The organism is Solibacillus sp. NPDC093137, from assembly GCF_050280445.1.
Lineage (GTDB): Bacteria > Bacillota > Bacilli > Bacillales_A > Planococcaceae > Solibacillus > Solibacillus isronensis_B.
Genome location: NZ_JBNNVH010000001.1, coordinates 1,700,453 through 1,721,705, shown reverse-complemented (window position 1 = coordinate 1,721,705; position 21,253 = coordinate 1,700,453). Strand labels below are relative to the sequence as shown.

The 21,253-nt window shown below is 33.6% G+C and carries 20 protein-coding genes; 19 read left to right on the top strand and 1 reads right to left on the bottom strand.

Annotation, left to right across the window (positions count from 1 at the left end; translation table 11 throughout):
- Genes ACQKN3_RS08830 through ACQKN3_RS08800 form a run of 7 tightly spaced genes read left to right on the top strand, consistent with a single transcriptional unit; the run spans nt 1 to nt 7,297 of the window.
- The gene (locus tag ACQKN3_RS08830; RefSeq protein ID WP_427710862.1) at nt 1-1,284 is read left to right on the top strand and encodes a lipopolysaccharide biosynthesis protein; all 1,284 of its coding nucleotides are present in this window, start codon (nt 1-3) and stop codon (nt 1,282-1,284) included.
- Nucleotides 1,281-1,841, top strand: coding sequence for an acyltransferase (locus tag ACQKN3_RS08825; RefSeq protein WP_427710860.1), 561 nt, complete (start codon nt 1,281-1,283; stop codon nt 1,839-1,841). The genes ACQKN3_RS08830 and ACQKN3_RS08825 overlap by 4 nt, the downstream gene beginning before the upstream one ends.
- 14 nt (nt 1,842-1,855) lie before the next feature.
- Nucleotides 1,856-2,968: a DegT/DnrJ/EryC1/StrS family aminotransferase gene (locus tag ACQKN3_RS08820; RefSeq protein WP_427710858.1), complete on the top strand. Its 1,113-nt coding sequence runs from the start codon at nt 1,856-1,858 to the stop codon at nt 2,966-2,968.
- Between the two features lie 52 nt (nt 2,969-3,020).
- Complete coding sequence (locus tag ACQKN3_RS08815; RefSeq protein WP_427711647.1) at nt 3,021-3,722, top strand: DapH/DapD/GlmU-related protein; 702 nt, start codon at nt 3,021-3,023, stop codon at nt 3,720-3,722.
- Nucleotides 3,723-3,736: 14 nt separating this feature from the next.
- Complete coding sequence (locus ACQKN3_RS08810; RefSeq protein ID WP_427710856.1) at nt 3,737-4,903, top strand: glycosyltransferase family 4 protein; 1,167 nt, start codon at nt 3,737-3,739, stop codon at nt 4,901-4,903.
- 14 nt (nt 4,904-4,917) lie between these two features.
- Nucleotides 4,918-6,213 carry an O-antigen ligase family protein gene (locus ACQKN3_RS08805; RefSeq protein WP_427710854.1) on the top strand — a complete coding sequence of 432 codons (1,296 nt, stop codon included), beginning with the start codon at nt 4,918-4,920 and terminating at the stop codon, nt 6,211-6,213.
- Between the two features lie 7 nt (nt 6,214-6,220).
- Entirely contained in the window at nt 6,221-7,297 is a 1,077-nt protein-coding gene (locus ACQKN3_RS08800) for a glycosyltransferase (RefSeq protein ID WP_427710852.1), read from the top strand.
- A 512-nt stretch (nt 7,298-7,809) separates the two neighbouring features.
- On the opposite strand, the gene ACQKN3_RS08795 is transcribed toward ACQKN3_RS08800, so the two are convergent.
- Nucleotides 7,810-8,265: a serine O-acetyltransferase gene (locus tag ACQKN3_RS08795; RefSeq protein WP_427710851.1), complete on the bottom strand. Its 456-nt coding sequence runs from the start codon at nt 8,263-8,265 to the stop codon at nt 7,810-7,812.
- A gap of 433 nt (nt 8,266-8,698) precedes the next feature.
- On the opposite strand from ACQKN3_RS08795, the gene ACQKN3_RS08790 reads away from it, so the two are divergent.
- The 12 genes from ACQKN3_RS08790 to ACQKN3_RS08735 all read left to right on the top strand — a co-directional run bounded on the left by ACQKN3_RS08790 (nt 8,699) and on the right by ACQKN3_RS08735 (nt 21,193).
- The gene (locus ACQKN3_RS08790) at nt 8,699-9,859 is read left to right on the top strand and encodes a glycosyltransferase family 4 protein (RefSeq protein ID WP_427710849.1); all 1,161 of its coding nucleotides are present in this window, start codon (nt 8,699-8,701) and stop codon (nt 9,857-9,859) included.
- Nucleotides 9,860-9,891: 32 nt separating this feature from the next.
- On the top strand, nt 9,892-10,878 hold the full coding sequence (gene galE / locus ACQKN3_RS08785; protein WP_427710848.1) for a UDP-glucose 4-epimerase GalE: 987 nt from the start codon (nt 9,892-9,894) through the stop codon (nt 10,876-10,878).
- Nucleotides 10,879-10,938: 60 nt separating this feature from the next.
- A complete protein-coding gene (locus tag ACQKN3_RS08780) occupies nt 10,939-11,790 on the top strand; it encodes an NAD-dependent epimerase/dehydratase family protein (protein WP_427710846.1) in 852 nt (283 codons plus the stop codon).
- Nucleotides 11,791-11,793: 3 nt separating this feature from the next.
- Nucleotides 11,794-12,357: a sugar transferase gene (locus tag ACQKN3_RS08775; RefSeq protein WP_427710844.1), complete on the top strand. Its 564-nt coding sequence runs from the start codon at nt 11,794-11,796 to the stop codon at nt 12,355-12,357.
- 422 nt (nt 12,358-12,779) lie between these two features.
- Entirely contained in the window at nt 12,780-13,691 is a 912-nt protein-coding gene (locus ACQKN3_RS08770; RefSeq protein ID WP_427710842.1) for an ATP-grasp fold amidoligase family protein, read from the top strand.
- A gap of 27 nt (nt 13,692-13,718) precedes the next feature.
- Nucleotides 13,719-14,672, top strand: a complete 954-nt coding sequence (locus ACQKN3_RS08765; RefSeq protein WP_427710840.1) for a glycosyltransferase family 2 protein — start codon at nt 13,719-13,721, stop codon at nt 14,670-14,672.
- Nucleotides 14,673-14,734: 62 nt separating this feature from the next.
- Nucleotides 14,735-15,469: an NAD-dependent epimerase/dehydratase family protein gene (locus tag ACQKN3_RS08760; protein WP_427710838.1), complete on the top strand. Its 735-nt coding sequence runs from the start codon at nt 14,735-14,737 to the stop codon at nt 15,467-15,469.
- A gap of 106 nt (nt 15,470-15,575) precedes the next feature.
- Entirely contained in the window at nt 15,576-16,373 is a 798-nt protein-coding gene (locus ACQKN3_RS08755; protein WP_339175641.1) for a TIGR00282 family metallophosphoesterase, read from the top strand.
- 483 nt (nt 16,374-16,856) lie between these two features.
- The gene (locus ACQKN3_RS08750) at nt 16,857-17,354 is read left to right on the top strand and encodes a VanZ family protein (RefSeq protein ID WP_427710836.1); all 498 of its coding nucleotides are present in this window, start codon (nt 16,857-16,859) and stop codon (nt 17,352-17,354) included.
- A 521-nt stretch (nt 17,355-17,875) separates the two neighbouring features.
- Nucleotides 17,876-19,711: a polysaccharide biosynthesis protein gene (locus ACQKN3_RS08745; RefSeq protein ID WP_427710834.1), complete on the top strand. Its 1,836-nt coding sequence runs from the start codon at nt 17,876-17,878 to the stop codon at nt 19,709-19,711.
- Nucleotides 19,712-19,744: 33 nt separating this feature from the next.
- On the top strand, nt 19,745-20,470 hold the full coding sequence (locus ACQKN3_RS08740; RefSeq protein WP_427710832.1) for a YveK family protein: 726 nt from the start codon (nt 19,745-19,747) through the stop codon (nt 20,468-20,470).
- A complete protein-coding gene (locus ACQKN3_RS08735; protein ID WP_427710830.1) occupies nt 20,471-21,193 on the top strand; it encodes a CpsD/CapB family tyrosine-protein kinase in 723 nt (240 codons plus the stop codon). It abuts the gene before it with no gap.
- Nucleotides 21,194-21,253: the final 60 nt, after the last annotated feature.

Genomic DNA, 21,253 nt, shown 5'->3' with positions numbered 1-21,253 from the left:
TTGAAAAATTATTTAGATAAATTAAAATCAAATAGGTTTATTTCTAACTTTATAAAACTTTTTTCCGCTACTTTATTTTCACAAGTAATTATTATTGCCATTTCCCCGTTATTAACTAGGCTATATTCACCTGAAGATTTTGGTATGTATAGCCTTTATATAGCGGTAGTCACTTTAATAATTGTTTATTCAACATGGAGATATGAAATAGCTATTGCATCAACAAAAGATTTAAAAGTAAGTGAAGAAATTTTTAAGTTAGTTATAGTTATTTCTATTATATCTAGTATTGTTGTTGCGATTACAATATTAATTGGAAGAGAAGAATTAAATAATTTATTTGGATTATCTAAATCAAACCTTATCTTATTTTTTATACCTATTACAGTTATGGGTATGGCGGTAATGAATGCATTTAATTATTATTATAATAGGCAACAAGAGTTTAGCCATCTTTCTAAATCAAAAGTAATTCAAAGTGTAACTACCAGTTTTACTTCAGTTGGATTCGGTTTTGTGGGTTTAAATTCCATTGGTATGATTATAGCTAATGTTTTTGGTATATTTTCAGTTGTATTGTATAATACTCTATTTAAAAATTCGAAAAAATTATTTTTTATAAGAGAATATAATTTTTCAAAGTTAAAAGAGATCGCAATTAAATATAAAGAATATCCATTATATAACACACATTCGGCTTTTATAGATGTTATTGCCATTCAAGCGCCTGTAATTATTTTTACTCGTTTTTTTTCTGAAGTAATTACAGGATTATATGCTTTGACGGTAAGAGTAATTACATTACCACTTTCAATTATATCTGTTGCAGTATCCCAAGTTTACTTAAGTGAAATGGTTGAAAAAGAAAACAGAGGAGAAGATTTATACCCATCTATTAAAAAAACTTTTAGGTTACTTAGTATTATTGGTATACTTCCTACTATAATAATTATATTATTTGCTCCAACATTATTTAATATTTTTTTTGGTGAGAAATGGTTAGAAGCAGGTAAGTTAGCTCAAATAATGGCAATGGCTTATTATGCTAAATTCATAATTTCTCCATTAAGTATGATTTTTATTGTTAAAAATGCTATAAAATTATTATCTAAAATTCAATTTTTGAGAGCGATATTAACAATTAGTATATTAATAATTAGCGTTTTAATATTTAACGATATATATATAACATTATTTATTTTTATGTTGTATGAAGTTTTAGTTTATATTTGTCTTGGTTATTTTATTTTTAAAATTTCAAAGGAAAGGAGTGAAATCAGTTGAAAAAGAAGCTAGGAATATTAATAGCAAAAATTGTAGGATATATTTTTTACGATAAAAAGTATTTTAAAGGTAGATATTTTGAATCGAGTAGCACTGGTTGGAATTTTATATTAAAATGTTTTTTCGAACAAAAAATATTAGGGAAGAATCGAAACGCAGGTTTTCCGGTAAATGGTAATTCGGTATTGTATAATCCCAATAAAGTGCACTTTCATATTGATGATTTAAATAATTTCCAAAGTTTCGGCTGTTATTTTCAAAATTTCTCAGGGGATATTTACATCGGAAAAGGTACATATATAGCACCTAATGTAGGAATAATTACATCTAACCATGATTTAATGAATCTAGATAATCATTATCCTGGAGAGGATGTAGTTTTAGGAGAGAATTGCTGGATAGGTATGAATTCGGTGATTTTACCAGGAGTTACTCTAGGCAATAATACTATAGTTGCTGCTGGTTCAGTTGTTACCAAAAGTTTCATAGAAGGTTCATATATAATTGGGGGTTCTCCTGCAAAAATAATAAGAAAAATTAATAAAAACAGTCATTGAAGGGGCGAGTAAACTTGAAAATTCCAATGTTAGATTTATCTGAACAATATCAATCAATTAAAAATGAAGTATTAGAACAATTAGATCAAGTAATGTCTTCATCTCAATTAATATTAGGGAGTAACGTAAAAAAAATAGAAATTGATGTTGCTAAATTAAGTAATGTAGCTTATGGGATTGGTGTTGCAAATGGGTCAGACGCTATTCATATAGCATTACAAGCTGCAGGTGTGAAAGCAGGCGATGAAGTTATTACAACTGCATTTACTTTCTTTGCAACAGGAGGAGCTATAGCACGAGCAAATGCAACCCCTGTATATGTAGATATTGATCCAATAACTTTCAATATTGACCCTGTTCAAGTAGAAAAAGCTATTACTGATAAAACCAAAGCAATTATTGCGGTACATTTATATGGTCAGATGGCTGATATGAAAGCTTTAAGAACTATTGCTGATAAATATAATTTGGTGATAATCGAAGATGCTGCTCAAGCTATAGGAGCTAAACAAAATGGTATAAATGTAGGAGAATTAGGTACTGCTGCTACATATAGTTTCTTCCCAACAAAAAATTTGGGAGCTTATGGTGATGCAGGAATGATTGTTACAAACCAAGAACAATTGGCTGAAGATGCACGTATAATTCGTGTACACGGTAGTAAACCGAAATATTACCATAAATTATTAGGTTACAACAGTCGTTTAGATGAGTTGCAGGCGGCTATTCTAAACGTAAAATTACCACATTTAGCTCAATGGACTGAAAAACGACGTGTTATAGCGGATTATTATTCAGCACAATTAAATGAAAAAGTAAATAAATTTGTAAAAACACCTATTGAAGTTGAAGGGCGTTTTCATGTATTCCATCAGTACACACTACGTGTGGAGCGACGTGATGAATTACAAGAATTTTTGAAAAAAAACGGTATTTCTACAATGATTTATTATCCAGTTCCATTACATTTACAACCTGTATTTGAGTATTTAGGCTATAAAGAAGGAAATTTGCCATTTACTGAAAAAGCCAGTGCAGAGGCACTTTCTTTACCAATGTTTCCAGAGTTGAAAATTGAACAACAAGATTACATTATTAATAAAATATATGAATTTTATCAAATATAATTAAAAAGGCTAGTCTTGATCGACTAGCTTTTTCAAAGGAGAAATTAAATTGATAACTAAAGGGCAAAATGTATTAGTTGGTGAAAATGTAGTATTGGGAGAAAACGTTGTCTTGGGAAATAATGTGATAATTTATGAGGGTACGGTAATAGGAAGTAATGTTATTATTCAAGACAATGCAGTAATTGGAAAACAACCAACTCGTGCAAAAGCTTCTATTTTACCTGATTTTAAAACATTACCACCAGCTAAAATAGGAAATGGTGTAATAGTTGGTACATCAGCAATTATTTATGCAAACGCTGTTATTTCAGATGAAGTGTTTATTGCTGATTTAACAACTATCCGTGAGCGTGTAAAAGTAGGAGTAAAATCAATAATAGGGCGTGGGGTTGCAATTGAAAATGATTGTACAATTGGTATGTGTTGTAAACTAGAAACAAATTGTTATATTACTGCTTATTCAACCTTAGGTGACTATGTGTTCATTGCACCATGCGTGGTTACCACAAATGATAATTATATGGGACGGGATAAAGAGCGTTTAGATAAATTTAAAGGGGTAACTGTTGATACAGGAGGACGTATAGGAGCGAATTCCACAATTTTGCCAGGTAAAACTATCCATAAAGATGGTACGGTTGCGGCAGGGAGTTTAGTATCGCGAGACGTTGAGGCAGAAATATTAGTTGTTGGTCATCCAGCAAAAGAATTAAGAAAAGTTCCTGTAAGCCAGTTATTAAAAAATCAATAAATAGGATGAGTATTTTGGAAAAACAATTGCATTTTATTTTTTATAGTAAATTACATTTATATGGTGGTGGAATAGAGACTTGGGCGGATTATTTTCTTAAACAGTTATCAATAGAGATGGACGATACAATAATACGTGTATATCTAATTGAGCCAGAAAATAAACAAGAATCAATAGTTTTTGGTCTAGAAAAATACAAAAATATAAAATTTGAGTATCTTCAAATAGGAGATGTAGTAAAGCAAAATACTATAATAAATTTTTTTAAATATGATAGAGCAATTAAGAACTTATTAAGAAAAAATTTAAATAGTAACGATATAATAGTCAGTATTGGTTTGTTAAATAGTGGAATAGTTTTGTTGAATAGGGGTCTTTTAAAAAGGAATAAATTTATAACCTGGATTAGAAGTAAATCTGTAGGAGAAATTAGTACTTATAAATCAAAGAGATATGTCTTTTTAGCAAATTTCCTTGAAAAAGTCACGATTTTAAAGTCGGATTATATCATTACAAACGGTGATGATACATTAGAGTATTATGCAGAAAAGTATCCTTATCATAAAAAGAAAATGAGAAGAATTTTTAATGCGGTGGATATCAGTAAATTTGCATACATTAGTGAGAAGAAATTTGAATCTAAACTTATTAATATAGCGTATACTGGGCGCTTATCTATTGCAAAAGGGTTTACTGATTTTTTACAAGTTGCCGATAAATTATCAAAGAAAACTAAAAATTTTAAATTTAATATTTATGGTGATGATGCATCCATTGAAAAGACCAACTTAGATTTTATAACATTTAAAGGGAAATACGAACCGGAAAATATATCGGAAATATTAGAATTAAATGATATAGTCCTATTTTTGAATAGAGAAAGTCAAGCAGGGGGAGTGTCCCATAGTTTGCTAGAAGCTATGGCAAGTGGTAAATTAATTGTTGCATGGGATAACTATACTCATAATCAAGTTTTAAATATTAATAATTCTATTTTAGTTAAAGAGTCGGATTTGCATTTATTAGAACAAACGTTAATAAATATTAAAAATAACAAATTTGATATTAAAACATTGAGAGAAAATGCTAAAAATGATGCTAAATTATATTCTACTAGTAGACATATTCAAGAATTTAATGAAGTAATTAAAAAGGTTTCAGGTGATTTGAGGGATAAGTAATGGAGGAAATTAAATTGAAAACGTTATTTATTCACTTTTTTATATATTATAGTGTATTTTTACTTTTTGAAGATAATTATGCTTTATTCATGTTGTCAAACATAGCGTTTTTTATGCATAGTATGTTAATTTTTAGAAAAGCTTTAGGGAATAATTTAGTATCGATTCTGATAGCTCTAATTATTATTAGTTTGCCTATTTCATTTAAAAGTATAAGTGGTGTACCATTTGAACAATTACCTATATCTTGGTATATGATTTTTCTAAGTTTAATTATTAGTGTGCTTTTTATATCAGCTAGCTTAATCCCCAAAAATAAACTAGCTTTTAATAGTGTGAGTATGGTAGCGGCTGTTGTATTAATATATATCTTTGTACCTATGTTGAATAGTATAGATATTTTTGAGGGAATCAAACAGGTGTTAGGTTATACTTTATTTTTTGTTACATTAATTTTTATACCTAATATAAATATACCTTATAAATATAAAGAATATCTAAAAGAATTATATATTACTAGCGTATTAGCTCTAAGTTTAGTCGTAATTTTTCAAGCCTTGCTACATAGAAATGGGATATCAATAGGGAACACTTTACTATTAGGGGGGGAAAGGTATGCTACAGGTTATTTGTTTAGCGATTATAGCTTTCTAGCTCTCTATTTAGTATCTCCTATTTATTTTATTTTTTTTAAGGAAATTAAAATTTGGATTAAATTTAATATGTTGTTTGTAATATTGAGTGCAAGTTTTTTGACTACAGCAAGAACGGGTGTTATAGCTGTGGTTATATGTATGTTAGTTTTTTTAATTATATATTCGTTAAGAAACGCAATAATAAAAACACCAAAGGTTATGGTAATCTGGATAGCTTTCCTAGTAGTTTGTGCTTTACTCATAAATATGTTAAGTATGATACGTAGTGAAGATATTTTATCTAGTTCTGGAAGATATGATGGTTATATAATTGCTTTAAGGATGTGGTTTGATAGTTTTTTCTTAGGGATAGGTTTCGATATGAACTCATACAAGTCTATACTAGGTATTGCAATGCCACATAATTTTGTTATTCAACTATTACTTCAGGGTGGTATAGTTTATTTTATCTTAATAGTAACATTATTTTTTCTCATTTTTGTGAAATCATATTCATTAGATAAAAATAGTATATGGACATTATTACTAATCATTATAGGATCTCAATTTATTCCCGATATATTGGATTCTAGGTATTTATTAGTTTTGATATTACTAGTTTCTTTAAAAAATATGAATAAAAGTCAAAATAAAGTGAAGCTTAAGGAAGTGTAATAATGATATGAAAGTGTTACATATTATACCCACCCTAGCAAGTGGTGGTGCTGAAAAAATGTTGGTAGATATTGTGAAAGAATCAATAAAATTTGGAGTCAAATGTGAAGTAGCAGTTTTGACTCCAAATTCGAATTTTTTTGGGGAAGAATTGGAAAAATTAAATGTTTCAATATACTATGGTAATACTGAAAAAGTTTATACTTATAAAAATATCCTGTTTTTAAGGAAAATTTTCAAACTTAATAAATATGACATAATTCATACACATTTATTTAGTGCACAATTATTTGCCCCTATGGCTTTAATAAATATAAAAAAAAATGCAAAATTATTTACAACTGAGCATAGTACACACAATAAACGCCGTAATAAAAAGATTTTCTTTATCTTAGATTATTTAATGTATGCACAATATGATAAAATTATTGCAATAACAAATGATACTAAAATAAAATTAAATAATTATTTGAGAAATACTACAAAAAAAACTGTAGTAATTGAAAATGGTATTGATTTATTAGTATATCGAAATGCGCTCCCTATTAAGAGAGAAATTATTAATCCTAAAATAAAGAATGGCGAAAAAATTGTGTTAATGGTAGCGGGAATGAGAGAACAAAAAGATCATAAAACTTTAATCCGTGCCAGTAAAATTTTACCACCAGAATACAGAGTGATCTTTGTAGGAGATGGAGAAAAAATGGAAGAAATACAAGGATATGCTTTAGAATATGGCGATCCTTCAATTTTATTTTTAGGGAATAGAAAAGATGTTGCTTCTATAATGAAAGCTTCGGATATTTTTGTTTTATCATCAAAATGGGAGGGGTTTGGCTTAGTGATAGTTGAAGCAACTGCTTCTGGCTTGCCTATTATAGCTTCAGATGTACCAGGGTTAAATGAAGTTGTGAAAAAAATGAATGGAGTTCTCTTTAGACCTAGCAATGAAGTTGATTTGGCTAAAAAAATTATTACAGTTAATAAGAAACCAGTTATGCCTATAGAAATAGAAGAATTTGGTATTGAGAATACGGTGGAAAAGTATTTCCTACTATATAAAGAGACAATATTTAAGGGTTAATCTATTACTCGGTTTAATGTGATTTATCAGCAACGAATGGATATATTTTTTATAAGACCTTTTAAGACAGGATTTCTCAAACCGATTAGAAGAGAAAAAATTAATGTTTAATTTTTTGTAATGAGGGTTAACACTATTCCATAATAAATTATTAATTTCCGAATAATTTAGGAAAACCGTAAGAGATATTTAGCCTTTATACAATGTTGGAGGAATTTCTTGGTGAATCTAGAAAAGATGGAAAAAATAGAAATAGTGAAAAGATTGACTCCGAATGTTTATAAATGAAGAAATGTCATTGTTGATGAGTAAGGCTTCAATTAAGTATTCAACCCCACATCCACATGACTGTAATATTAATGGCATGAGGGGTTGAATAGCAGAGCAATCGAAGAACTGTTGAAAAAAATATAAGATTTTAATAGATAGGTTACTCCTAAAATAAATGGAAGAAAAATTCTAGTATTATTTTATATTTAATTATAGGAATTTATTTATAAAAACATATCATTCTACTCAAGAATTTTTATGATTTTCGCAGGAATTCCTGCAGCAACTCCATTTTGTGGGATATCCTTTAATACAACAGAATTTGCTCCTATTTGTGCATTATTCCCTATAATTACAGGTCCTAAAATTTTAGCGCCCGGTCCAATAAATACATTTTCACCTATTATTGGACTCGTTAATTCTTGACCATTATGTATCCTTTTTTTATTTAGATTCCCTCCTAATGTAACATGTTGCATTATTAAAGAATTTTCTCCTATTTTTGTTTTAGGGTGTATAACTACACCTAATGCATTATGCCCAAATTTTACTGAATGGGGGATTTCTGTAGTATATGGAATATCGCAAGAAAAAACTATCCGGTTTATATTTTGGATTACTTTAGGTAAAAAAGGTATCTTTTTTGAATGTAACTTTTGAGCCAACATATTATACCTTACGACAGCACTTTTTTTCATTAATTTTCCTCCTAATTGTTCTTTTTTAATCCTATATCATTAATTAATAAGATGCAATAAACAATACATTAATACCTATTTCATATTAAATGAAAATGGAAAATTTTTCTAAGTTACTAAAATGGTCACTATTATATTATTAGGGTGGTGTATATAAATATCCCTTTAGATTTAGATTATTTTACTGTGGTATTTATTTGAGAATTCGCTCTATAGCACAAGGGATATTATAAGGGATTTATTTTATAGTTGATTGTGAACGCCACCAAGAACTTTCTTATAACATAACTGTTTTTTACTAAACATTCATTTTTGATTTTTTTATAAATATTAATGTAAGATTTTAAACTAGAACTATGAGTTTATTTATATATGCTGGTATGTCAAAAAATATAATCAGCAAAGGACTAAGTGAATTAGAAGAAGGTGTCTTATGAAAAAAAAAGTATTATTTGTGGCTTCCCTTTATCGTCATTTGACCTCGTTTCATATTCCATACATACATTATTTTCAAAGTATTGGGTACGAAGTATATGCAGGGGCGGGTGAAGATGTAAAGGTACGGGAAGAACTTGAAATGATAGGTGTGCAATGTATTGATATATCATTTAATCGAAATCCATTTAGTAAGGGTAATATCACTGCATATCAGCAGTTAAAAAAGCTATTTAGTGAAATGAATTTTGAATTAGTTCATGTCCATACTCCTGTTGCTGCATTAATAACAAGGAAGGCGTTCAAATTAATGAGCAACCATGGGAAAATCGTCTATACTGCACATGGATTTCATTTTTTTGAAGGTGCACCTAAGAAAAATTGGTTCTTTTATTATACAGCTGAAAAAATTGCAGCCAAATGGACAGATCATCTTATTACAATTAATAAAGAAGATTATTATAATGCTCAAAAATTTTTGCCCAACAATCAAGTTTCTTATATTCATGGGGTTGGTGTGGAATCTAATTCTATTAGATTAAGTGAAGAAGAAAAAGCTAACTTGAAAAAGGAAATAGGTTTATCGGCTGATCAATTGATGATTTCATATGTCGCAGAATTAAATAAGAATAAAAATCATCAATTTTTATTGCGAATTTGGTTACAATTAAAAGAGCGGTGCCCACAAGCGGTTTTGTGTCTTATAGGGACAGGGGAATTAGAACAAGAGTTGAAAGAATTAATTACGGCTAAAAATTTAGAAGACATTTATTTTTTAGGCTATCGTCGTGATGTACCGTCTATATTGCAAATTTCTGATATAGTTACGTTACTATCTTACCGTGAGGGACTACCGAAAAGTATTATGGAAGCAATGGTAGAAGGATTGCCCTGCATAGTAACGAACACACGAGGTTTACGTGATTTAGTTTTCAATGAGGAAAATGGATACGTTGTGAAACACGATGATGAGGAAGCACTAGTAAACGCATTTGAGCAGTTGCTGAAGTCGAAAGAACTACGGGAAATAATGGGGAATAAAGGAAAGGTATTAGTGCAGCCTTATTTATTAGAAAATGTATTGTTAGAGTATGTTGCTGTTTATGAAAAAATATTAGGTGATGTGAATGGCTCTGAAGTGGGGACTAACAGCATTTAAAATATGTAATTGTAAGTGAAGGTGGAGTGAAGGTGCAAATTTTAGTTACAGGTGGAACAGGCTACATAGGTTCTCATACGTGTGTTTCTTTAATAGAAGCAGGGCATTCGGTCATTATCGCAGACAATTTAAGTAATAGTCGCTATGAAGTAGTTTCCATTATAGAACAAATTACAGGGCAAAGGGTAATATTCTATGAAGTAGATGTTACAGAGGAAGCAGCCATAGCGGAAATTTTTTCGAAGCACAAAATTGACGGGGTAATACATTTCGCAGGTTTAAAATCTGTGGGAGAGTCAGTTGAGAAACCATTATTGTATTATAAAAATAATTTGCTTAGTACTATGATATTAACGGACGCCTGTATTAAGTATGGTGTAAATCGTTTTGTGTTTAGTTCATCGGCAACGGTGTACGGTGAGAATGATGTTCCATTTGAAGAATCAATGACGCTTAAGCCAACTACGAATCCTTATGGAGAGACAAAGGTCATGAGTGAACGGATATTAACAGATGTAGTCCAATCGAATCCAGAATTAGGTGTGATGCTTCTACGCTACTTCAATCCTGTTGGTGCGCATGAGAGCGGCTTAATTGGGGAAGCTCCGAATGGCATACCAAATAATTTAATGCCTTTTGTTACGCAAGTAGCGAAAGGTAAGTTACCAAAACTACATGTGTTTGGTGATAATTATCCAACCGTAGATGGAACGGGTGTACGTGATTATATTCATGTTGTAGATTTAGCAGAGGGGCATGTCACTGCAATTGAACAGGTAACGAGAGGTGTACGCATATATAATTTAGGTACGGGACGCGGTACGAGTGTACTAGAATTAGTGAAAACATTTGAAGAAGCAAATAATATTGAAGTGCCTTACGAGATTATAGAACGACGACTAGGGGACATAGCTTCCTGTTATGCAAATGTAAAAAAAGCAAAAAAAGAATTAGGCTGGGTGGCGAAGCGGGACCTTATCGCCATGTGTAAGGATTCTTGGCATTTTGAAAAGAAATAAGGCATATAAAACATGATTAGCAATATATCCAATAAATATAAAAAAGTTGTGGAGAGTAAAATGCGCATTTTAATTACTGGGGAAAATGGTTATATTTCAAACTATTTAGCGTCATACTTAAAATATAAAAATAAGAATTTTGAAATAGTAAAAAAAAGTATTCGAATTGAGTCTATTGATGATTATGATTTAACTAATTTCGATATATTAATCCATCCAGCAGCGATAGTCCATAAAAAAGAGTCAATGTTAAGTGAATCAATTTATTTTCAAGTGAATACCAGATTAACTGAATTATTAGCTTTAAAAGCTAAATCATCAGGTGTCAAACAGTTTATCTTTTTTAGTACGATGGCTGTATATGGGAATGTAGAAGGAGAAATTAATCACAATACAATCAATATGCCAACATCTTTATATGGAAAGAGCAAATTAGCTGCAGAAAAGATTTTGAGTACTCTTCAATCTGACGATTTTCATGTTGCGATTGTAAGGCCACCGATGGTATATGGTCCTCAATGTCCAGGGAATTATCAATTATTAAGTAAATTAAGTAGAATAACGCCTATTTTTCCTAACATAGAAAATACAAGAAGTATGATATTTATTAATAACTTAACTGAATTCATTAATCAGATAATTTATAATAGTGAGGTTGGTATCTTTCATCCTCAAGATAAATATTTTGTAAAAACTACTGAGATGGTAAATGAAATTGCATCCTATCACCAAAAAAGAATTATCTTTAATTCCTTACTGGGGAAAGTTCTAAATGGGATACTTGGTAATAAAACTATTTATAAAAAAGTATTTGGTGATTTATACTATGCTAAAGAATTATCGACGTATAAAGATAATTCATATCAAAAATGTAATTTGAAAGAAGCTATATCAATAAGTGAAAAGGAATAAAATATGAAAAGAGTATTAGATTTTATATTAAGTTTGATAGCAATATTTGTTTTCGCTGTCCCTATGCTTGTTGTTGCGTTTGCGATTAAGATTGATTCAAAAGGTCCTGTCTTGTTCAAGCAACATCGATCTGGAAAGAATAGAGAGCTATTTCAAATTTATAAGTTTCGTTCTATGTATATAGAGACACCAAACGTATCGACTGAAAATCTTGGCGACCCATCTATTTATATAACCCCTGTAGGAAAGTTTATACGTAAAACTAGCTTAGATGAGTTACCACAGCTATTTAACATTTTAAAAGGGGATATGTCGATTGTTGGCCCTCGTCCAGCACTTTATAATCAGTATGATCTTATTAAAATGCGTGATGAAGCCAATGTAAATATTGTCCGTCCAGGTTTAACAGGTTATGCACAAGTAATGGGTCGAGATTTTATTTCAGATATAGAAAAGGTAAAGTATGATAAGTATTATATTGAAAATCAAAGCCTGTTTTTCGATTTGAAAATAATATGGACCACTTTTTTTAATGTTATTAGATCTGAAGGTGTAAAATTGAAGTAGGTAATAAGGAAGTATAAAAGATAGGAATTTGAAAATTTGTACATTCAGGTGAAAGTGCAAGCAAAGCTTCAGAACGACTAGAACAATTATAGCTGAACCAAGTGTAAAGGTATTTAGAATGGTAATATTCTAAATACCTTTTTGCATTTTAATAGAAGAAAAACTTGAATAGTAGGTATATATTAGATGTTTCGAGACTATACTATTAGAAAGATATTTATAGAATCTATTTTAATGCACCAAAATAGTTGAGAAGCAACAAATCGTCAATCAGTCTATCTACTACAACTTTAGCAAACACATTTCACCTTTAAAACACTACCATTTGCCACTCTATTATTCACAGCTAAAACTTCACTAATTACCCTAATCCTAATCAATTAGTAATGTGAAAAAATAATAGAAGGAGCTGTGATTCATTTATGCAAATCCCTGTACATGCAAAGCGCTATGCATTCACACAAGTCGTAAAGTTATCCCCAATTGCTGCAAGTAAATTATTATATTGGAACAGATTCAAAACCCGTTTAAACCTGGAAAACCCAAAAACCTTTAATGAAAAATTAATGTGGCTCAAACTATTTGAAGATGTTGAATTTAAAAGAAGATTTACAGATAAAGTGAAGGCGCGCGAATATATGATCACAGTCGGCTACAACTATTTACTGCCGCCGCTGATCGGTATTTTTGATGAAGTGGAAGATATTATTTTCGAGCAGTTGCCGAGAAAATTCGTTTTAAAATGTTCCCACGGTGATGGTATGACAATAGTTTGCGAGAATAAACGTGAAATGGATTACCGGGAAACAAGGCAGCAGTTAGCGGAAATGATGGCAACGGATTACTCGCTGAAATATGCGGAGCCTCACTATGCATCAATCATTCCTAGAATTATTATCGAACGTTTAATCGAATCATCGAATGGCGAAGATGTACAAGAATACAACATTCATTGTTTCCATGGGGTGCCGAAGATTATCGAAACTACTTTCCACCGTTTTACACCGAAAGAGCAGACACTCATGTTAACGCCGGATTGGTTCAATACAAATTATATAAAGAAAAAGTATCCGTTTGATGAAGGAAAAGTAAAGCCCGCACAGCTTGAAGAACTGCTCGCCATTGCGAAAAAGCTGAGTAAGCCGTTTACGTACGTACGAATCGATTTAAAGGTAGTAGATGAGAAAGTTTACTTTAACAATTTTACATTTACACCGGACGCTTGTTTAAATAACCAACTCCAAGATGATGACAATTTGAAGCTTGGACAATGGCTTGATTTGGATATTGAAAAGTCGAGGCATCCGGTTTCTGTAGCCCGTTCCAAATATTAATCACTTTAACTGTTTAGGAGGATTTCCATGATACCGATTGTGTCTATTATTGTGGCAACACATAATGTTGAATATTCGATAAGAGAATGTTTGAAAAGCCTGCAGCAGCAAACATTGCAAGGAATCGAAGTGCTTATTATGAATAATGGTTCTTCTAAAGGGACGGCACTTATTTGTGAAGAATTCGTTAGTGAAGATGAACGTTTCAATTTATTTAATGCGCAAAATCTTACGCTAAGCGAAGCACGCAATTATGGAATGCAGGAAGCAGCTGGGAAATATGTTGCATTTGTGGATGGGCATGATTTTGTGGAGAGTACGATGTACGAGAAGCTTGTGCAGCGTGCAGAGCAGAAACATGCGGATCTCGTACTGTGCGGCTATTCGAAATACTGGCCTGAAACGGAGCGCAAAAAACAGGTGAAGGTAAATGAAGCCTTATTAACAAAACCGAACCCTGTTAATTATTACCTTACAAAGCACAATGAAGCGTATATCGTACCTTGGAATAAACTTTTTTTACGTTCCATCATTATGGGGGAGCGATTATATTTTGATAATCATCCTTTTTTTGAAGATGTCGGTTTTATCGCGCAGTACTTATCGTTTGCGAAAAAGATTGCCATTGTGAATGAACCGCAGTATAACTTTGTGCAATATGAGGATATGCTGATGAAAAATTATAGTCCATCGATTGCCCATTCACATGCGCAAACGTATGCACAATTGAAACAGTTTTTTGATAAAAGACAATACCGCAATGTGATTGAGGGGTTAAATTTACGCTTGTATATTCATCGTTATCATCATGTGTTGTTAACGACTTCAAACACACGACAAGTGAAATCGCTGGAACGTCAAATTATCCGGGAAAGCAAAAACTTTTCCCAGCTACCGTGGAATTTGCGCATGATGAAACCGTTAGTAAAAATGAGGGTCTATCCGACATTTTTCCGTTTAGTTCATAAAGTAAAGGCTTAAAAAGAGTAAATATACTCGTAACTGTTAAAGTAAAATTCGAAGCTCGATAAGGGGGAATATTTGTGATATTAGTCGTTGGTGGAGCGGGCTTTGTTGGAAGCCATGTCGTAAATTTATTACTTGAAAAAGGGCCGGTCGTTGTGTATGATAATTTATCCACAGGACACCGCGGTGCAGTAGATGAGCGGGCTATTTTTATTGAAGGCGAATTATCGGACCAGCAACGGTTAACGCAAATATTTACATTGTTTCCGGTTCATACAGTAATCCATTTTGCGGCATCGGACTCAGTCAACGAGGCAATGGGGAATCCTGAATATTACTATGAAAATAATGTCGGTGGTACATTAGCATTATTGAAAGTCATGCGGGCATGCAGAGTGAGAAATATAATGCTTTCTTCAGCCGTTATGGCATGTTCAGAAGAGCATGAGCTATTACAAGGGCAGAAATGTATGATTGAACAGATGCTTGAAGTATATACAAAAGCCTATGATATGAATGGAAGCGTTCTCCGTTATTGTAAGAGCACTAGTATACAGGGTTCGGTTAGTGGAAATCCGGAAGCTGCGATTGAGGAGCCAGGCAACCGTGGTTTTAATAATGTGAGCGATGTTGCAAATGCACATGTTTCAGTACTTGAAGCGTTGGAGCGAGAGCAGCCATCCTTTAGGATGTATGATTTGTCTGAGGTTAGTTCAAAAAACATACAACCGGGGCTTAGATGGCATACAGATCAAAATTTAAATGAAATGATTGAAGATGCCTGGAATTGGCATGAAAACTCAAAATGTTAGCGTATTAGTCTGTTACAATTCATTTTGTAGCAGTTTTTTTGCGTCCAATGTATAAAAAGTGATAAAATGATTAGATGTTGAAGAACAGAAAGAGTGGTTTTTAATAATGAAAGTATTATTTATTGGTGATATCGTCGGTTCAATCGGTCGCGATGCAGTAGAGCAGTATTTGCCTCGCTTAAAGAAAAAATATAATTTGGATGTTGTTATTGCAAATGGTGAAAATGCTGCAGCAGGGCGCGGTATTACACGTGCAATCTACAATGATTTACTGCAAATGGGTGTTGATGTCATTACGATGGGCAACCATACATGGGACAACAAAGATATTTTTGATTTTATCGATGATGCCGATTACTTAGTGCGTCCGGCAAACTTTTCGAAAGATGCACCAGGACGCGGTATGACGCAAGTGTCGAAAAACGGTGTGACGATTTCGGTTATTAATTTGCACGGTCGCGTATTTTTACCGCCGCATGAAGACCCGTTTGCGATGGCTGTGGAAATGGTCGAGGAAGCGAAAAAAACGTCGCCAATCGTATTTGTCGATTTCCATGCAGAAGCAACGAGCGAAAAAATCGCATTAAGCTGGCATTTGGACGGTAAAGCATCTGTTGTTGTAGGAACGCACACACATGTGCAGACAGCGGACAACCGTATTTACCCGGGCGGCACAGCATATATTACTGACGTCGGTATGACAGGTCCATACGATGAAATTTTAGGTATGGGCAAAGACAATGTCATCTATAAATTCCTGACAAACATGCCGGCACGCTATGAAGTACCGAAAAAAGGCCGCGCTGTGTTGAGTGCATTCTTCGTAGAAATTGACGACAAAACAGGCAAAGCAATTCGCCAGGAACGTGTACTCATTAATGAGGATAACCCGTTTCAAGCTTAAGTAAATAATGACACCTATTCCTTATACAAGAGGTAAGCGCCTTTTGTATTTAGTGATAGGTGTTTTTTTAATGCTTTAAATTATGAGAACCGCAGACTACAGCCGGCCCTTTTGAATGCCCCGACCTAGAATTGAACCAAGAGTATATAGAAATTCTGAGTATTATCTACAGCCGATTGAGGATTATACAGCTCACATTAAGGATTAACCTGTTGAAAGTGAGGATTATATTTCACACAAAGATAGATTGTCAGCAGCTTTCTTGTATTAGAGGATTAACGAATACTGATTGAGGATAAAATCAATCATAGTGAGGATTATATTTGCATCCCTTTCTACTAACCTGTAAAATCGGTTGAATATTTAGGAATGGAAAATGGCATTCTGAACAAAATTAGAATAAAATGGAAAACGTGTGGAAATAATTATAGCGATTTAATATTCTGACCGAAATTAATTTTCTTTAAAGAGGTGAAAACAAAAATGAGAAAACTGATTGCCTGGCTGATTGTTGTATTGTGGATGGTGCTCATTTTTTACTTTTCACAACAACCAGCATATGAATCGGGCGGTTTAAGTAAAACGATTACTAAGCAAATGATAGATATTGCTGAAAAAGTGACGCCACTTGAAAACGTAAATGAGGGACAAGTAGATCATATTGTCCGGAAAAATGCGCATTTTATTATTTACTTCTTCCTCGGTATTTTTGCACTGTTGGCCCTAAAATTAACGAGTTTAAAGCGTTCGACCAGCGCAGTAATTGCACTGGCTGTATGTATGATCTATGCAGTGACCGATGAATATCATCAGCTGTTCGTTGACGGGAGAGGCGCTCAACTTAAAGATATTTTTATCGATTGGGCAGGGGCTGCCACGGGAATTACGGTGGCGACGCTTCTTGGTTTAATCGGGAAGACCGGCAAGGCTCGTTCGAAAAACAGAAAAACCAACTCTAGATATAAAGTAAGCGAACGTTAACAACTTTATTACCAAGAAATTAATAAAATCCATGAATAGCTCCCCGTCTTTATGAATATGTATAAAGGTACATGAACTATTGAACGAAGGGAGCCCATGATGAAAGAGCGATGGAAATGGGGGATTATCATCGTGATTATATTTTGCATCGTATCGCTGATCATCTCGGTCAATATTTAAAAAGTGAAAAATAAATTAAAAGAAAGTAAAACTTTGTCGAAAACGAGGTTTTACTTTCTTTTTTTAGGGAAAGTGAATTGTTTGGAATAATTTATGGTATGATAAAATAACTATATATTTGGGTAATGATGTAAAAAGTTAAATATAAGGTGGAATTATATAGTTCCTTTTTACGTCATTTGTACAAGGAAGGAGATTGTGAGAGTAATTTAGAATCATAAGTGAGATTTTAATAGCAATTTAAAGGATTGGTAGTCTTTAGTACCCAATGCCCAAAGGTGCTAAGCATTTCGGACACTAATTATTAAACATTGTATTGTCTAGTCGGGGGAGGATTTTGATTGAGTTACACTGCAAGATACACGACATTTTCCATTGTGGATTCATTAATTGTCGTGTCGGCCATTTTCATCAGTTATTTTTTACTGCATCCGTCATTAACGGTCTATTCGGATACAGTCATTGTTTTAACTGCCGTTACACTGCTGATCAGTCACCATATTACGGCCCATTTTTTCCATTTGTACAACAGGCTATGGAGTTTGGCATCGGTTAAAGAGCTGCTTATAATCGGCTATGCCGTTACGATTTCTGTTCTAGCAGCTAGTGCCATGCAGTATGTCATTAAACAGGATATTTATTTTCGTGTGATGGCTGTTACTTGGCTGCTACATATTTTATTAATCGGCGGTTCGCGTTTTTTGCTGAGGGTTGTTCATGACTGGTCTACCTACAAACCAACTGCAGATGTAAAACGGGTATTGATTGTCGGTGCCGGTGAGGCGGGGACAATGCTGCTGCGAAGTCTGAAGCGAAATCCATCAGAATATCAAGTAGTCGCCATTGTGGATGATGATCTGAATAAACAGCATTTAAAACTGCTGGACGTAAATGTATGCGGAACAACAAAGGATATCCCGCAACTTGTACAGACGAAGGGAATCCAGGAAATTATTTTAGCCATCCCTTCTTTAAGCAAAAGAGAAATCCGTGAGATTTATCATCGCTTAGGTGAAACAAAAGCAACGATCAAAATCATGCCGAAAATTGAAGATGTAATGACCGGTAAAGTTTCAGTGAGCGATATGCAGGAAATTAAAATCGAAGACTTGCTCGGTCGTGAAGAAGTCAAACTTGATATGGTGGCGCTCTCGAATAATTTAACGAATAAAAAGATTCTTATTACAGGTGCGGGGGGATCAATTGGTTCGGAAATTTGCCGGCAAACCGCTCAATTTCATCCGAAACAGATCATCATGCTTGGGCATGGAGAAAACTCTATCTATAAAATCCACCTAGAATTATCTGAAAAGACTGAATACAAGGATATCGAATTTATTCCAGTCATTGCGGATGTGCAGGACAGGGAGCGGATTTTCGAAGTCATTAAAGAGTTAGAACCGGATATTATTTATCATGCGGCAGCTCATAAGCATGTACCGATGATGGAAAGTAATCCACGGGAAGCGGTAAAAAACAATATTTTCGGTACTAAAAATATAGCCGAGGCAGCCCATACATTCGGTGTTCCTAATTTTGTCATGATTTCAACCGATAAAGCGGTCAACCCACCGAATGTGATGGGTGCGACAAAGCGTATTGCTGAAATTATTATTCAAAATCTAGCGACGTACAGCGACACAAATTTTGCTGCTGTTCGTTTTGGTAATGTTCTTGGTTCAAGAGGCAGTGTTATTCCAAGGTTTAAAGCACAAATTGCGGCAGGCGGACCTGTTACAGTTACGCATCCTGATATGACCCGCTATTTTATGACGATTCCGGAAGCGTCCAGACTCGTACTGCAGGCGGGGGCACTTGCTCGAGGCGGAGAAGTATTCGTCCTCGACATGGGAGAACCAATGAAAATAGTGGATCTGGCAAAAAATCTGATTCGTCTATCCGGTTTTTCAGAAGAGGAAATTGAAATTGAATTTTCCGGAATTCGACCGGGTGAAAAAATGTACGAGGAATTATTGAACGCAGAAGAGATTCAGGAAGAGCATATTTACCCGAAAATTCATGTCGGGAAAGCGAGCCGTATTGAAGGACAATTGCTGACTGCTTTACTGAAAGACATTGATGAGAGTCAGCCGTCTGAATTAAAAGGGAAACTGATTAAAATTGCAAATGCGAAGTGGAATCAAGATGTGATCAGTGTGCAGGGAACGAGTGCCTGAATTATATATAGAAGCAGTTGAGGGGGAAAACCATTGGGAGAAACAATCAGTCTACAGGAAATAATAAAAATAATTAAAAAACGGCTTGTATTAATTATTGCTCTAACAGTAATCGGATGTGCAGTGGCAGCTGGCATAAGTTTTTATGCGATTACCCCGATCTATGATGCGCAAACGCAGATTTTAGTGAATCAAAAAGGCAATGCCGATCAAGTGTATTCATTGCAAAGTAATAATACCGATTTAAGCTTAATTAATACGTATCAAGTCATTATTACAAGTCCGGTCATCTTAACTCCAGTACTGGAAAGCCTTGATTTGGACAAAACGACAGGGCAGCTGGCACAGCAAATATCGGTATTTAGTAAAACGGATTCAAAAGTGGTCAATATCCGTGTGGAGGACCCGAATCCGGCAGTAGCTGTGGACATCTCGAATACGGTCGCGGAAGTGTTTAAAGAGAACATTCCACAGTTAATGAGCATCGATAATATTTCCATTTTATCCGCGGCGAAATTAAGCGAAAATCCGTCATCGGTAAAGCCGAATAAGATGATGAATATCGCAATTGGTGCTGTTATTGGTGTCATGCTTGGCATAGGTTTGACATTCCTCATTGAGTATTTGGATATGTCAATCAAAAGTGAGCGTGATGTGGAAGATTATCTGGAATTACCGGTGATCGGTATGGTTGATTTGATTAAAGAAGAAAATCAAAAGAGATTTTCATTAATTCCCCGAAAAGCGAGGAGAGGTTAAATGGTGAGGCTGAGTCTGAGAAAAAAGAAGAACGTATTGCAAAATTCGAATGTGGCTAGAAAGCTTGTTACATTTACAGAAACAAAATCCCATATTATCGAGCAGTTTCGAACGATCCGTACAAATATTAGATTTTCTATGCCGGATGAACCGTTAAAAACTATTTTAATAACGTCTTCTACTCCAGGGGAAGGGAAATCAACGAACGCGGCGAATCTTGGTGTTGTATTTGCTCAGGAAGACAAAAAGGTACTCATTATTGATGCCGATATGCGTAAGCCGACGCTTCATCATACATTTAAAACATTCAACAAAGTAGGTCTCTCGAATGTCCTGGCCAGAAGATCGGAACTGGATGAGGCGATTCAGGAAACATTTATTGTAGGGCTTGATGTCATTACAAGTGGCCCTATTCCGCCAAATCCTGCTGAACTGCTTTCATCTCAAGGATTGGATGCGTTGCTTCAAGAGGTTAAGAATCGGTATGACATCATCATTATCGATTCACCGCCGTTATTATCGGTGACTGACGCGCAGATACTGGCGAATAAATGCGACGGTGCCATTATGATTTTAAATACCGGTGTAATCGATAAACGTGCGGCGAAAAAAGCACAGACGCTGTTGGCGGCTTCGCACACAAAGATTTTGGGTGTCGTGTTGAACAACTACAAAACAAAAGATCATTATAATTATTATGATGGTTATCGTTATGCTGAATAAACTGAATAATTTCTTACGGTAGTTGCAAAAATCGGATTCTAATTGGTCATTGAAGCGCAT

Coding starts and splice junctions, on each gene's coding strand:
- ACQKN3_RS08800 (WP_427710852.1), top strand. CDS start 6,221: ATGAAAGTGTTACATATTATACCCACCCTAGCAAGTGGTGGTGCTGAA.
- ACQKN3_RS08795 (WP_427710851.1), bottom strand. CDS start 8,265: ATGAAAAAAAGTGCTGTCGTAAGGTATAATATGTTGGCTCAAAAGTTA.
- ACQKN3_RS08790 (WP_427710849.1), top strand. CDS start 8,699: ATGAAAAAAAAAGTATTATTTGTGGCTTCCCTTTATCGTCATTTGACC.
- ACQKN3_RS08780 (WP_427710846.1), top strand. CDS start 10,939: ATGCGCATTTTAATTACTGGGGAAAATGGTTATATTTCAAACTATTTA.
- ACQKN3_RS08775 (WP_427710844.1), top strand. CDS start 11,794: ATGAAAAGAGTATTAGATTTTATATTAAGTTTGATAGCAATATTTGTT.
- ACQKN3_RS08770 (WP_427710842.1), top strand. CDS start 12,780: ATGCAAATCCCTGTACATGCAAAGCGCTATGCATTCACACAAGTCGTA.
- ACQKN3_RS08765 (WP_427710840.1), top strand. CDS start 13,719: ATGATACCGATTGTGTCTATTATTGTGGCAACACATAATGTTGAATAT.
- ACQKN3_RS08755 (WP_339175641.1), top strand. CDS start 15,576: ATGAAAGTATTATTTATTGGTGATATCGTCGGTTCAATCGGTCGCGAT.
- ACQKN3_RS08750 (WP_427710836.1), top strand. CDS start 16,857: ATGAGAAAACTGATTGCCTGGCTGATTGTTGTATTGTGGATGGTGCTC.
- ACQKN3_RS08735 (WP_427710830.1), top strand. CDS start 20,471: ATGGTGAGGCTGAGTCTGAGAAAAAAGAAGAACGTATTGCAAAATTCG.